The following is a 14,757-nucleotide window of genomic DNA, read 5'->3' as shown; positions in this document are numbered from 1 at the left end:
GTGTTGGAGGGCGTCATGGCAAGCCTGACCATCCGCAAGCTCGACGATGCCGTCAAAACCTATCTCCGGCTGCGCTCGGCCAAGAACCGCAGGTCGGTCGAGGAAGAGGTCCGGGTCATCCTGCGGGAGCTGATCGAGGGCCGCGAGGAGCCGCTGACGCCGTTTGCGGTCCCACCTGCGGCATCCTCCTCAGCTCCGACACCACAACGTACCAGCGCCGTTCCCGAAGCCAGCGTCACCCTGATCATCGGCGGCGGTATCGCGGCCTATAAATCGCTCGACCTGATCCGCCGGCTGAAGGAACGCCGCGTCGAGGTTCGCTGCGTGCTGACCAAGGCGGCGCAGCAATTCGTCACGCCGCTGGCGGTGAGCGCGCTGTCGCATGAGCGCGTCTACACCGACCTGTTCGACCCGCAGAGCGAGTTCGACGCCGGCCATATACGGCTGGCGCGCGACTGCGACCTGATCGTGGTGGCGCCGGCAACCGCCGATCTCCTGGCCAAGCTGGCAAACGGTCATGCCGATGATCTCGCCAGCGCCATCCTGCTCGCCACCAATCGCAAGGTGTTGCTGGCGCCGGCGATGAATCCGCTGATGTGGAACAACGCGGCGACACGCCGCAACGTCGCGCAGCTTCAGCGCGACGGTGCGGTGTTGATCGGACCCAATTCCGGCGAGATGGCGGAAGCCGGCGAGGCTGGCATCGGCCGCATGTCGGAAGCCATCGAGATCGCCAATGCCGCCGAGCGGCTGCTGCGGCCGCCGGTGCCGCGCCCGCTCGCCGGCAAGCGCGTGCTCATCACCGCAGGTCCCACGCATGAGCCGATCGATCCGGTGCGCTACATCGCCAACCGCTCCTCCGGCAAGCAGGGCTTTGCCATTGCCGCCGCCGCGCAGGCCGCGGGCGCCGAGGTGATCTTGGTCAGCGGTCCGGTCGACCTCGACGATCCCCAGGGCGTGACGGTGAAGCATGTGGAATCGGCACGGCAGATGCTGGGGCAGGTGCAGGCGGCGCTTCCCGTCGACGTCGCGATCTTCGCCGCCGCGGTCGCCGACTGGCGCGTCGCCAACGAGGGCGAACAGAAGCTGAAGAAGACCTCGGCCGGCATGCCACCGCTTCAGCTCATCGAAAACCCCGACATTCTCGCCACCATCGCCAAGCTGGCCGACAAGCGCCCGCCGCTGGTGATCGGCTTTGCCGCCGAGACCGAGCATCTCATCGACAACGCCAAATCAAAACTTGCCCGCAAGGGTTGCGACTGGATCGTCGCCAACGACGTCTCGCCGGCCACCGGCGTGATGGGCGGCGATCGCAACACCGTGCACCTGATCAGCCGCAAGAATGGCGCGAAGGACGGCGAGTTTGCAGTTGATTCTTGGCCGGTGATGACCAAGGAACAGGTCGCCATCGAACTGGTCGCGCATGTCGCAAGGACCGTGACCGACAAATCCCGGGAGCCGGCATCTTGAGCACGAAAGTCACGGTCGAACTGCAACGCCTCGCGCATGCCGATAGCCTGCCGCTGCCGGCCTATCAGACCGCCGAGGCCGCCGGCCTCGACCTGATGGCTGCGGTTCCGGACAGCGAGCCCTTGACGCTCGCGCCCGGTCAATATGCGCCGGTACCGACGGGCCTCGCGATCGCCTTGCCGGCCGGGCACGAGGCGCAGGTGCGGCCGCGCTCGGGGCTTGCGGCCAAGCACGGCGTCACCGTGCTGAACTCGCCCGGCACGATCGACGCGGACTATCGCGGCGAGATCAAGGTGATCCTGATCAATCATGGCCAGGCCCCCTTCGTGATCAAGCGCGGCGAGCGCATCGCCCAAATGGTGATCGCGCCCGTAGTGCAGGCCGCGCTGGTTCCCGTGGCGACCTTGTCGACGACCGATCGTGGCGCCGGCGGCTTCGGCTCGACCGGCCGCTAAGGCACGATAGCTCCGGCCGAATCACCCGAAGAACTACGTGCGTTGGAACAACGTGCCCGGCATTTTTGGGGGGCCGCCTTTGCGTTCACGATCTGGACTCTTACCGGCGGAGTCACGGTGAGGGTATTGTCTTTTGATTCGCGCGCGACGGGGGTCGCCGCGCGCAAATCCGTGCGATCTTGGGGCAACTATGTCAGGCGTGATCGTGTCGATGCGTCGGACGCTGCTGTCGTGCACATCGTTGGTGCGCAACGGCTTGTTGGGAGGCGCTTTGGCGGCGCTGCTGCCGGCTGCGCCGGCTGAGGCCGCCGACCTCGTCGACACTCTCTCCATCATGCTGGATTTCAACCGGCAGGAACTCGCGGTGCTCGCCACTGCGCTGGCCCTGCTCGGCTTCTCGGTGATGGCCGCGATCCTGTTGATGCGCACGCGCGTGCGCACGGCGAAGAACGAGGCGCGGCTGCGCGCGCGAATCGGGGAACTGCAACTTCAGGCCGATCGCTTCGGCGCCCTGCTGTTCGCCGAGCCGCAGATCCTGATCTCCTGGGCGGCCGGCGACAATCGCGCGCAGATTTCCGGTGACATCTCCATGGTGCTGCCGCGCGATTCCTCGCCGCAACGCGTGCTCGCATTCGGAACCTGGCTGCCGCCGGAACCCGCGCTCCAGATGGATCATGCGGTCGATGCGCTGCGCGAGCGCGGCGATGGGTTCCAGCTGACGCTGACGACTGCGCATGGCCACACGCTCGAGGCCATCGGCCGCGCCATCGGCGGCCAGGCCATTGTGCGGATTCGCGAACTCTCCGGGCTCCGGCGCGATCTGGCCGAGACCAATCTGCGCTACAAAGCGCTCTCCGACGAGACCGAGATGCTGCGCGGCTTCGCCGCCGCAGCACCCTGGCCGATCTGGGCCAAGGGGGAGAATGGCGCACTGACCTACGCCAACCCCGCCTATGTCCGAGCGACTGAGGCGAACAGCATCATCGATGCCCAGGAGCGCAAGCTCGAGCTGCTCGACAGCGCCAACCGCACCGCGATGGACCGAGGGCTGAAGGACGCCGCCAATTTCACCTCGCGGCTGCCGATCGTGATCGGTGGTGAGCGGCGCATGTATGACGTGCGCGCGGTCAATGTCGGCAGCGGCAGTGTCGGCGTCGCCATCGATGCCAGCGAGGCAGACGCGCTGAGCTCGGCCCTCGTACGCATGGCGGAAGCGCATCGCCGCACACTGGACCAGCTCTCCTCGGGCGTTGCCGTATTCGATGGCCAGCGGCGCCTCGCCTTCTACAACGATTCCTATCGGCGGCTGTGGGACCTCGACCGCACCTTCCTCGACGCCAACCCTGATGATTCCAGTGTGCTCGACCAGCTCCGCGCCGCGCGCAAATTGCCGGAGCAGCCGGACTTCCGCGCCTGGAAGGCCAAGCTGCACGAAGCCTATCGCGCGGTCGAGACCGCCAAGGACACCTGGTACCTTCCCGACGGCCGCGCGCTTTCCGTCGTCACCACGCCGAATCCCGAAGGCGGCGTCACCTATCTGTTCGACGATGTCACCGAGAGCCTCGAGCTCGCCCGCCGCTTCGACGGCATGATCCGGGTTCAGCGCGAGACGCTGGACAGCCTCGCGGAAGGCGTCGCGGTGTTCGGCAGCAACGGCAAGGCGCAGCTGTTCAACCCGGCCTTTGTCCGGATGTGGAAGCTGTCCAGCGATGCCATGCGCGACGAACCGCACATCCAGACGGTCGAAGGCTGGTGTCATCAGCTCTACGATGATCCCGTGGTCTGGCGCCAGATCCGCGAAGCCATCACCTCGATCGAGAACCGCGCCGACGTGCCGCTGAAGCTGGAACGCAAGGACGGCAGCGTGCTCGATGGCATGATCCGCCCGCTGCATGACGGCGCGACCATGTTGACGTTCCAGGACATCACCGACACCGAGAATGTCGAACGCGCGCTGCGCGAGCGCAACGAGGCGTTGGAGGCCGCCGACCAGATGAAGGTGGATTTCGTCCACCACGTCTCCTACGAGCTGCGCTCTCCCCTTACCACCATCATCGGCTTCGCGCATTTCCTCAGCGATCCCTCGACCGGACCGCTGACCCCGAAGCAGGCCGAATATCTCGACTACGTCACCAAATCGACCAATGCGCTGCTGGCGCTGACCAACAACATCCTCGATCTCGCCACCATCGACGCCGGCGCGATGAAGCTGGAACTCGGCCCGGTCGACGTCAGCAAGGCCATCGAGCTCGCGGCCGAGGGTATCCAGGACCGCCTCGCCACTGACCGCATCCGCCTCAAGGTCGAGATCGCGCCCGACATCGGCAGCTTCATCGGCGACGAGAAGCGCGTGGTGCAGGTGCTCTATAACCTCCTTGCCAACGCAGTCGGGTTTTCTCCACAGGATTCCACCGTCGGCATCAGCGCACGCCGCACCGAGCGCAGCGTGGTCTTCACCGTGACAGATTCAGGGCCTGGAATACCTGCCGACATGAAGGACAAGGTGTTCAACTGGTTCGAAAGCCGCTCGCAGGGCTCGCGTCACCGCGGCGCCGGGCTCGGCCTGTCGCTGGTGCGCTCCTTCGTCGAGCTGCATGGCGGCAAAGTACGGGTGGACTCGATCGTCGGCCGGGGCACGGTCGTGATCTGCGACTTCCCGACCGACCAGGCGGCGCATCGCGACGCCGCCGAATGACCGAAGCAACCACATTCTCCGTCGCGCTCCACAACGAGACGGCTACCGCGCAATTGATGGCCGACCTCGCGCTGCTGGTCGGCCCCGGCGACGCCGTCACGCTCACTGGCGATCTCGGGGCCGGCAAGACCGCAGCCGCGCGCGCCCTGATCCGCTATCTCGCCGGTGACGAGACGCTGGAAGTTCCGAGCCCGACCTTCACGCTGGTGCAGGGCTACGAGCTGCCACCCTTCCCGGTGATGCATGCTGACCTCTACCGCGTCGAGGACGAGAGCGAGCTCGAGGAGATCGGGCTGTCGCCGCTGCCGGACGCAACCCTCGTTCTGATCGAATGGCCAGAGCGTGCGCCGTCGGCGATGCCCGAAGACCGCATCGACATCGCGCTGACGCACCGGCCGGCGCTGGGCTCGAATGCGCGCGCGGCCGACATCACCGGTTACGGCAAGGGCGCCGCGCAAGTCGTGCGACTGAAGGCCCTGCGCGAATTCCTCGACGCCTCCGGCTATCTCGACGCGACGCGTCGGCGCATGGCCGGCGATGCCTCGACCCGCTCCTATGCGCGGCTGCTGCGCGACGGCGAGACCGTCATTCTCATGAACTTTCCGCAGCGCCCCGACGGCGCCGCCCTTTATGACGGAAAGTCCTACAGCGCCGCAGTGCATCTCGCCGAAAATGTAAAGCCCTTCGTCGCCATCGACGAAGGCCTGCGTGCACAGGGAATCTCTGCGCCCGCGATCCACCATTCGGATCTCGACCACGGCTTTCTGATCACCGAAGATTTCGGCAGCGAAGGCGTGATCGAAGGCGATCCGCCGCGCCCGATTCCCGAACGCTATGAGGCTGCGATCGATGTGCTGGCCATGCTGCACGGCAGGACGCTGCCGGAAACCTTACCGCTCGCCGGCCAGAGCTACGAGATACCGGTCTTCGACGCCGAGGCGCTGCTGATCGAGATCGGCCTGATGCCGGAATGGTATCTGCCCGATCGCAATGCTCCGCTCAGCCAAGAGGCGCGCGCCGAGTTTCTCGCGATGTGGCGCGAGCTGCTGAAGAAGCCCTTGGCGGCGCCGCGGACGTGGATCATCCGCGACTACCACTCGCCCAATCTGATCTGGCTTGGGAATCGCAGCGGCATCGAACGCGTCGGCGTGATCGATTTCCAGGACACCGTGCTTGGACCGAAATCCTACGATGTGGTGTCGTTGCTCCAGGACGCCCGCATCGACGTGCCCGAAAGCCTCGAGCTGACGCTGCTGTCGCGCTATATCAAGGCACGCCGCGCCAGCGACGCAAGCTTCGACGCCGCCGGCTTCGCCGAGCTCTACGCCATCATGTCGGCGCAGCGGAATACCCGCCTGCTCGGCACCTTCGCCCGGCTGAATCGCCGCGATGGCAAGCCGCATTATCTGCGTCACCAGCCGCGGATCTGGACCTATCTCCAACGCTCGCTGGCGCATCCCGCGCTCGGCTCTTTGCGCGACTGGTATCTCGCCAACGTCCCGCCGCCGCAACCCTGATCCGGGCCCGATTTACCAGCCGTTAGCCAAGATGTCGCTATTCTGGCCGCGAGGCAGCCGGATCGTTACGGGGCTGGAGCAAGGGCAGATGACGGCGAAAGCGGATCAGCGCGGCAATAACCGGGTCGTTTTCGAGCGCGGGGTTCCGGCCCAGATGATGGGCATCGACGGCACCTGGCGGCGTGACTGCACCATGGAGGACGTTTCCGACACCGGCGCCAAGCTGACCATCGACGGCTCGGTCGAAGGCCTCCATCTGAAGGAATTTTTTCTCCTGCTGTCGTCCACCGGACTTGCGTACCGGCGCTGCGAGCTGGCTTGGGTCAATGGCGACCAGATCGGCGTCAATTTCCTCAAGCTCGGCGACAAGAAGAAAAAGGTGCGCTCCACCGCCATCGGGGCGTGACGGCAACACCCGTCGTACAACCGTCACGGCGGGCGATTAAGGCGGTTGGGATGCGGTGCGGCTGGCCGAGGCTCATGCTAGGATTGCCGCGAAAGCGAAATCAAGGGATTTGAGAAAGCGAAGAATGTCCGTCAAACCGAGCAAAGCCATGGTGCTTGCCGCAGGGTTGGGCCTGCGCATGCGTCCGCTGACGGACAAGATGCCGAAGCCGATGGTGCCGGTGGCCGGCCAGCCGCTGCTCGACCACGTGCTCGACAAGCTCGGCCATGCCGGCGTGACCGAGGCGGTGGTCAACGTGCACTATCTGCCGGACCAGATCATCAATCACACCGCATCGCGCCAGCATCCGCGCGTGACCATCTCCGACGAACGCGACCAAGTGCTCGGCACCGGCGGCGGCGTCGTGAAGGCGCTGCCGCTGCTCGGCGACGCGCCGTTCTTCCACGTCAATTCCGACACGCTGTGGATCGACGGCGTGCGCTCGAACCTGACGCGGCTTGCGGAAAACTTCGACCCCGCGCGCATGGACATTCTGCTGCTGATGGCGCCGACCGCGACCAGCATCGGCTATAGCGGCCGCGGCGATTACGGCATGCTGCCCGACGGGGCCTTGCGCAAGCGCAAGGAAAAGGAGGTCGTTCCGTTCGTCTATGCCGGCGCCGCGATCATGTCGCCCGCGATCTTTGCCGATGCGCCCAGGGGCGAGTTCTCGCTGACAAGAATGTTCGATCGCGCCAACGAGCAGGAGCGGCTGTTCGGCCTGCGGCTCGACGGCGTCTGGATGCATGTCGGCACGCCTGATGCGGTGCATGCGGCTGAAGAGGCGTTTCTGGAGAGCGTGGCGTAGGGACTTAGCCACTTGCACCGCTGTCATGCCCCGCGAAGGCGGGGCATCCAGTACGCGGCGGCGGCGAGGTGCTTGCAACTGGCGTTTCTGGAATACTGTCATCATCCGCTGTCGCGGATGATGACACTGTCTTGGTCCAGCGAACAGCGGGGAAGATCCTCACCGGACCCATGACCATTTGACCTTGTCTGCTTATATTGGCGCCTGATCGAATCAGGCAGCCCATGCGCGTTTTCAGCGTTCCCATCTCAGTTCCGTTCCTGCGCACGGTCGTCGCGAGCCTGCTCGACGGCCGGCTGGTCGATGGCTTCGAGGCGCGCAAGGAACCGGCGCGTCTTGCGGATGCGACTCTGTACCTGCCGACCCGACGCGCGATGCGCGTGGTCCGCGAGATCTTCCTCGACGAGATGAAGGCGGATGCTGTGGTGCTGCCGCGCATCGTCGCACTCGGCGACATCGACGAGGACGAGCTCGCCTTTGCCGACGAGGGCGAACAGTTCTCCGGCGCGACGCCGCTCGACATTCCGCCCCGGCTCGGCGAGCTCGAACGGCGGCTGACACTGGCGCAACTGGTGGCGGCCTGGGCCAAGCGCCCGGTGCTGTCCCCGCTGGTGGTCGGCGGCCCCGCCTCGACGCTTGCATTGGCGTCCGATCTTGCACGGCTGATCGACGACATGGTGACGCGCGGTGTCGACTGGAGTGCGCTCGATGGGCTCGTGCCTGATAATCTCGACCGCTACTGGCAGCACTCGCTCGAATTCTTGCGCATCGCGCGCGTTGCCTGGCCCGGCCACCTCGCCGAGATCAAACGGATCGAGCCGGCGGCACGGCGCGATCTCCTCATCGCGGCGGAAGCCAGGCGGCTGACCGCGCATCCGAACGGGCCGGTGATCGCGGCTGGTTCAACCGGCTCGATGCCGGCCACCGCTAAATTCCTCCATGCGGTCGCATTGCTGCCGCATGGCGCCGTGGTTCTGCCGGGCCTCGACACCGATCTCGACGAGGACGCCTGGCGCACCATCGGCGGCGTGCGCGATGCGCTCGGCAAGTTCGCCGAGCATCCGGCGTCGAACCATCCGCAATATGCCATGCATGCGCTGTTGCAGCGTTTTGGCATCAAGCGCAGCGACGTCGACATTCTCCAGCCGCCGGCAGAAGGCGGGCGCGATCTGCTCGCATCGGAATCGATGCGGCCCTCGGCCAAGACGGAAGTTTGGCATGACCGGCTGAAGCAGCCGGATGTCGCCGCAAAGATCGCTGGCGGCATGAAGAACCTGGCGGTCGTGGAAGCCCCCAACCCCGAAATGGAAGCCCTCGCGATCGCCATCGCGATGCGCGAGGCGCGGCATCTCGACAAATCGGCGGCGCTGGTGACGCCCGATCGCGCGCTGGCGCGGCGGGTAATGGCTGCGCTGACCCGATGGGACCTCGCCTTCGACGATTCCGGCGGCGACGTGTTGATGGAAACGTCGGCCGGTGTCTTTGCCCGCCTCGCAGCAGAGGTCGCGACCAAGGGCCTGGAGCCGCCGACGCTCCTGGCGATGCTGAAACATCCGCTGTGCCGGCTCGGCCGGCTACCTGGCGCATGGAAGGCGGCGATCGAGGGACTCGAGCTCGCGGTCTTGCGCGGCACACGCCCACCCGCCGGCACGGCCGGCCTGTTGCGCGAATTCAACCGCTTTCGCGACGAGCTGGCAAAGCTGTGGCGCGGCGAAGTCTCCGGACTCCATCGCGCGGAGCCCCGCGCGCGGCTCAAGGCGGAGGATCTCGATCGCATCCAGGCGCTGATCGATGCTTTGCGACACGCATTGGCGTCGATCGAGAGCCTGGCCTCATCAAAATCTTATGACTTCGCCGAGCTCGCGCACCGGCATCGCGAAATCCTGATCGAGCTGTCGCGCGACGAGCAGGGCATTCCGCTCGCCTTCGAGAATCGCGAGGGCCTCGCCCTCGCCAGCGCCTTCGACGATCTGCTGCGCGGCGGAACGACCAGCGGGTTGATTGTGCCGTTGCCTGACTATCCTGATGTCTTCCAGACCGCGTTCGCCGACCGCGCGGTGCGGCGGCGGGATAGGCCGGGCGCGCGGCTGCAGATCTACGGCCCCCTGGAATCGCGCCTGATGCAGGCCGACCGCATCATCGTCGGCGGTCTGATCGAGGGCGTCTGGCCACCGGCACCACGCATCGATCCCTGGCTGAGCCGGCCGATGCGGCACGAGCTCGGTCTCGATCTGCCGGAGCGCCGCATCGGCCTCTCCGCGCATGATTTCGCACAGTTGCTCGGCGCCGACGAGGTGATCCTCACCCATTCCGCCAAGGCCGGCGGCGCGCCGGCGGTGGCGTCGCGCTTCCTGCACCGGTTAGAGGCGGTTGCGGGCGACCATCATTGGAAGGCGGCAGTTCGCGCCGGCGAGAAATACGTGCAGTTCGCCGGCGCAATGGACCAGCCCGACGAGGTCAGGCCGATCAAGCAGCCGGAGCCGCGACCGCCGCGCGCGACGCGGCCGCTTAAGATGTCCGTCACCGAGATCGAAGACTGGCTGCGCGATCCCTACACGATCTACGCCAAGCGCATCTTGCGATTAGATGCGCTCGATCCCGTCGACATGCCGCTCTCGGCTGCCGACCGCGGCTCGGCGATCCATGGCGCGCTCGGCGAGTTCACGGAAACCTATGCGGCACGCCTGCCCGACGATCCCGCGCGCGTGCTGCGCGCGATTGGCGAAAAACATTTTGCCCCGCTGATGGAGCGGCCCGAGGCGCGGGCGCTGTGGTGGCCGCGTTTCCAGCGCATCGCGCGCTGGTTCGGCGAATGGGAGATGGCGCGGCGCGACGCGATCGAGACCATCACGGCAGAGACCCACGGCGAGATCTCGATCACGCTCGACAACGCGCGCAGCTTCCGCCTCTCCGCGCGCGCGGACCGCATCGAACGGCGCCAGGGCGGCCGCTATGCCATCCTCGATTACAAGACCGGGCAGCCGCCCACCGGCAAGCAGGTCCGCATGGGCCTGTCGCCCCAGCTCACGCTGGAAGCTGCGATCCTGCGCGAGGGAGGCTTCCCCGACATCGAGGCCGGCGCGTCCGTGAGCCAGCTCGTCTATGTCCGCCTCAGCGGCAACAATCCACCGGGCGAGGAGCGCGTTCTCGAGCTCAAGTTCAAGCCAGGCGACGAGCCGCAACCACCGGACACCGCGGCGGCCGAGGCGCGCGCCAAATTGGAGGCGCTGATCCGCGCCTTCGAGGACGAGAACCAGGCCTATACCTCGCTGAACCTGCCGATGTGGGCGAACCGCTACGGCACCTATGACGATCTCGCCCGGATCAAGGAATGGTCGGCGGCCGGCGGATTGGGGATCGAGGAATGGTGAAGGCACCGCGCCCCATCCCCGACGAGGTGCGCGCGCGGCAGGCGCGTGCATCCGATCCGACCGCATCGGCTTTCGTGTCGGCCAACGCCGGCTCGGGCAAGACGCATGTGCTGGTGCAGCGGGTCATCCGTCTGCTGCTCGCGGGCGTCCCGCCGGAAAAGATCCTCTGCATCACCTTCACCAAGGCCGCGGCCGCCAACATGGCCGAGCGCGTGTTCACCACGCTCGGTCATTGGGTGACGCTGGACGACGCTGCGCTCGACGCAGCCATTCGCGCGGTCGGCATCCCGCATCCCAGTGCAAAGCTGCGGCGCGAGGCGCGAAAGCTGTTCGCCTGCGCGCTGGAAACGCCGGGCGGGCTGAAGGTGCAAACGATTCACGCGCTGTGCACGCGCCTGCTCCAGCAGTTCCCGTTCGAAGCCAACGTGCCGGCACGCTTCGCCGTGATCGACGAGCGCGACCAGACCGACATGATGGAACGCGCCAATCTGAAGGTGCTGCTGGAGGCCGCGCGTGATCCCGAGAGCGTCACCGGCCGCGCGCTGTTGACGGCGATGGCGAGCGCCGCCGACGTCACCTTCAAGGAGGTCGTACGCGAGGCGTGCCTCAGCCGCGATCATTTCATGGCCTGGACCGACCAAGCTGGCGATGCCGGAGCGGCGGTCGAACAGATGGCGGCTGTGCTGGGCGTCGACGCGGGCGACCAGATCGAGGATGTCGAGACGGAGATTCTCGACGGCCCTTTCCTGCCGCGGTCGCGCTGGGACGACATCGCGCTTGCGCTGGAGGACGGCAGCAAGTCGGACAAGGACCAGGCCGGCCGGCTCCGCGAAGCAAAAGTTTTTTCCGGCAGCGCGCAGGTCGATGCCTATCTCTGCGTCTTCCTTACCGACGACAAGCTGCCGCGCAAGGTGGTGCTGACCAAGAAGCTTTGCGATCACAACCCGTCCGTGGCCCGCCTGTTCGAGGCCGAGGCGCAGCGGCTCGGTGGGCTGATCGAGAAGCGCCGCGCGGTGACCATGCGCGACCGCACCGCGGCCCTGCTACATATCGCGACCGCTGCTGCCCAAAACTACCGCCGCGAGAAGCAGGAGCGCGGCCTGCTCGACTACGACGACCTCATCGACAAGACCCTGGCGATGCTGGACCGCGTCTCCGCGGGCTGGGTGCATTACAAGCTCGATCGCGGCGTCGATCACGTCTTGATCGACGAGGCCCAGGACACCAGCCCGCGGCAATGGGACATCGTCGCGCACATCATCTCCGAGTTCACCGCAGGCGAAGGCGCGCGCGAGGGGCTGAACCGCACCATCTTCGCCGTCGGCGACGAGAAGCAATCGATCTTCTCGTTCCAGGGCGCGGCTCCCCACGAATTCGATGCCCGACGGCGCGAGCTGCACCGCAAGTTCACCGCGGCCGGGCTGAAATTCGACCCGGTCGCCTTCACCTATTCGTTTCGCTCGGGCGCCACGATCCTGCACTCGGTCGATCACGTCTTCCGCGATCCCCAGATCTACAAGAGCATCCATTCGGTCGAGATCGGCCACCCCCTGCACAACGCCCTCGCCGATGCAGGGCCGAGCGTGATCGAGCTGTGGGATCTCGCGGAGGCCGACGATCGGCAGGACATCGAAGGCTGGCGCGCCCCCTTCGACGGCGTCGCCGTCACCAGCCCCGAAGTAAAGCTCGCGCACCGCATCCAGGCCGAAATCAAGCGGCTGGTCGAGAGCGGCACGCTGACGGGGCACGAAGGCGAACGCCGGCCGCTGCGCTATGGCGACATGCTGATCCTGGTGCGGCGACGCGGCAACGCATTCGATGCCGTGATCCAGGCGCTGAAGCATGCCAACGTGCCGGTCGCCGGCGCCGATCGGCTCAAGCTCACCGAGCACATCGCCATCATCGATCTGATGAATCTCGCCGATGCGCTGCTGCTGCCGCAGGACGATCTCGCGCTCGCGGTGGCGCTGAAGAGCCCGCTGTTCGGGCTCGACGACGACGACCTCTTTACCCTCGCCTGGGATCGCAAAGCATCGCTGCGCCATGCGCTCGGCGAGCATGCAGCCACACGCGAGAAGTTCGCCACGGCATTGCGGCGCCTGGAAGCCTGCGAGGCACGCGCGCGCGAGGAGACGCCGTTCGCGTTCTACGCCTGGCTGCTCGGCGGCGATGGCGGCCGTGCGCGCATCCTGCGCCGGCTCGGCTTTGAGGCCAACGATGCGCTCGACGAATTTCTGGAGCTGGCACTGAACTACGAGCGCAAGGCGCCGGCCTCGCTGCAAGGCTTCATGGCCTGGCTGCGTTCGGCCGACACCGAGGTGAAGCGCGACATGGAAATCTCGCGCGACGAGGTGCGGGTGATGACGGTGCACGGCGCCAAGGGCCTGGAGGCTTCGGTCGTGTTCATGGTGGACACCACGTCCTCGCCCGCGGACTCGCAGCGGCTGCGGCTGATCCATGTGCCGCGCGGCAATGGCGGCGAGGTGGTGGTCTGGGCCGGCCGCAAGGCGGACGACCCGAAGCCGGTCGCCGAGGCGCGCAAGGCGATGCTGGAGGAGACCGAGGACGAGTATCGCCGCCTGCTCTATGTCGCGATGACGCGCGCGGCCGACCGCCTGATCGTCGGCGGCTGCATGCCCGGCAACATGAAGACCGTCCGCAAGCTGAGCTGGTACGATCTGGTCGACACCGGCCTCGCCGGCTCGGGCCTGGACAAGCAGGTCATCGAGACGCCGCTCGGCAAGGTGACGCGGTTCTCGCGGCCGGAGGATATCGTGGCACTGGGCGCACCGGCGGCATCGGTCCGCCAGACGATCACGCTGCCGGGCTGGCTGCGGGCGCCGGCTCCGCGCGAGATCGTCGACGATGATGCCCTGCGCCCCTCGGGCCAGTCGGCCGAAGAGGGCCGCAGCGTACGATCAGGCGAATCGGTGCAGTCGCGCGCGCTGGCGCTGCAACGCGGCACGCTGGTGCACCGCCTGCTGCAATCGCTGCCCGACATCGCCGCCGAGCGCCGGCGCGAGGCCGCACGCGACTTCATGGCCCGCAACGCCCCGGACTGGCCGGAGGCCGACCGCGCCGCGCTGGCCGACAAGGTGCTTGCCTTGATCACTGAGCCGCGCTTCGCCCCGGTCTTTGCCGCCGGCAGCAGGGCCGAGGTTGCCATCGCCGGCAAATTGGAGCGGCCGGGCGGCGCCCCGGCGCTGGTGTCGGGGCAGATCGACCGGCTGGTCGTTCGCCCCGAGGAGGTCCTGATCGTCGACTTCAAGACCAACCGGGCGGCGCCCGGAAGCGCGGCCGAGGCACCCGCCGCCTATGTCCGGCAGCTCGCGCTGTACCGGGCGGTGCTATCGCTGCTTTATCCCCAAAAGCCGGTCCGCGCCGTCCTGCTCTGGACCGAGGCCCTTGAATATATGGAGATTTCGGCCCCCGCGCTGGACGCGGCGCTGGCATCTCTTCATCTCGGTGTGAGCGTCCTTGACCCGGCAAGGGGCCGTTCATAGGTTGACCTCATGATCCCAAGCGCGATTCCAGGTCGCGCCGATTCTTTCAACCGAGTGAGGTATTCCAATGGCCGTTAGCAAGGTTTCCGACGCCGATTTCGAAACCGAAGTGCTCAAGGCGAACGGCCCCGTGGTCGTCGATTTCTGGGCCGAATGGTGCGGCCCCTGCCGCATGATCGCGCCCGCCCTCGACGAGATTGCCGGCGCGATGGGCGACAAGGTCAAGATCGTGAAGCTCAACGTCGACGAGAGTCCGAAGACCGCGTCCAAGTACGGCGTCATGTCGATCCCGACCCTGATGATCTTCAAGGGCGGTGAGATGGCTTCCCGCCAAGTGGGCGCGGCCCCGAAGGCGAAGCTTCAGCAGTGGATCACCTCCGCGGTCTGATCCGCCTCGCGCAGGATTATTTTCGAAAGCGGCCGGCGAAAGCCGGCCGCTTTGCGTTGACGGGACATGTTCAGCGTAGGACGAGTCCCAGCCCTTGCCAGCCCC

At 66.6% G+C, this 14,757-nt stretch carries 9 protein-coding genes; all 9 read left to right on the top strand.

All coding sequences use genetic code 11. The annotated features are described in order from the left end of the window. Positions 1-15 precede the first annotated feature (15 nt). The 9 genes from coaBC (at position 16) to trxA (ending at position 14,652) form a co-directional block, all read left to right on the top strand. A complete protein-coding gene (gene coaBC, locus IVA78_RS26640) occupies positions 16-1,470 on the top strand; it encodes a bifunctional phosphopantothenoylcysteine decarboxylase/phosphopantothenate--cysteine ligase CoaBC (RefSeq protein WP_247468663.1) in 1,455 nt (484 codons plus the stop codon). After that, on the top strand, positions 1,467-1,925 hold the full coding sequence (gene dut / locus IVA78_RS26635) for a dUTP diphosphatase (RefSeq protein ID WP_247468661.1): 459 nt from the start codon (positions 1,467-1,469) through the stop codon (positions 1,923-1,925). The genes coaBC and dut overlap by 4 nt, the downstream gene beginning before the upstream one ends. 190 nt (positions 1,926-2,115) lie before the next feature. Next, the gene (locus IVA78_RS26630; RefSeq protein ID WP_247468659.1) at positions 2,116-4,620 is read left to right on the top strand and encodes a PAS domain-containing sensor histidine kinase; all 2,505 of its coding nucleotides are present in this window, start codon (positions 2,116-2,118) and stop codon (positions 4,618-4,620) included. After that, entirely contained in the window at positions 4,617-6,137 is a 1,521-nt protein-coding gene (gene tsaE, locus IVA78_RS26625) for a tRNA (adenosine(37)-N6)-threonylcarbamoyltransferase complex ATPase subunit type 1 TsaE (protein ID WP_247276507.1), read from the top strand. The genes IVA78_RS26630 and tsaE overlap by 4 nt, the downstream gene beginning before the upstream one ends. Positions 6,138-6,225: 88 nt before the next feature. Next, a complete protein-coding gene (locus IVA78_RS26620; protein ID WP_247276508.1) occupies positions 6,226-6,543 on the top strand; it encodes a PilZ domain-containing protein in 318 nt (105 codons plus the stop codon). Between the two features lie 124 nt (positions 6,544-6,667). Continuing rightward, positions 6,668-7,390, top strand: coding sequence for a nucleotidyltransferase family protein (locus IVA78_RS26615; RefSeq protein ID WP_247468657.1), 723 nt, complete (start codon positions 6,668-6,670; stop codon positions 7,388-7,390). A gap of 224 nt (positions 7,391-7,614) precedes the next feature. After that, positions 7,615-10,761 (top strand): double-strand break repair protein AddB, encoded by a 3,147-nt coding sequence (gene addB, locus IVA78_RS26610; protein ID WP_247468655.1) that lies wholly within the window; start codon positions 7,615-7,617, stop codon positions 10,759-10,761. Further along, positions 10,755-14,264, top strand: coding sequence for a double-strand break repair helicase AddA (gene addA, locus IVA78_RS26605; RefSeq protein WP_247468653.1), 3,510 nt, complete (start codon positions 10,755-10,757; stop codon positions 14,262-14,264). Before addB ends, addA begins: the two co-directional genes overlap by 7 nt. 67 nt (positions 14,265-14,331) lie before the next feature. Further along, positions 14,332-14,652, top strand: coding sequence for a thioredoxin (trxA, locus tag IVA78_RS26600; protein WP_074121876.1), 321 nt, complete (start codon positions 14,332-14,334; stop codon positions 14,650-14,652). Positions 14,653-14,757: the final 105 nt, after the last annotated feature.

Source organism: Bradyrhizobium sp. 137 (assembly GCF_023074095.1).
Classification (GTDB): Bacteria; Pseudomonadota; Alphaproteobacteria; order Rhizobiales; family Xanthobacteraceae; genus Bradyrhizobium.
This window is presented reverse-complemented; position numbering and strand designations above follow the sequence as displayed.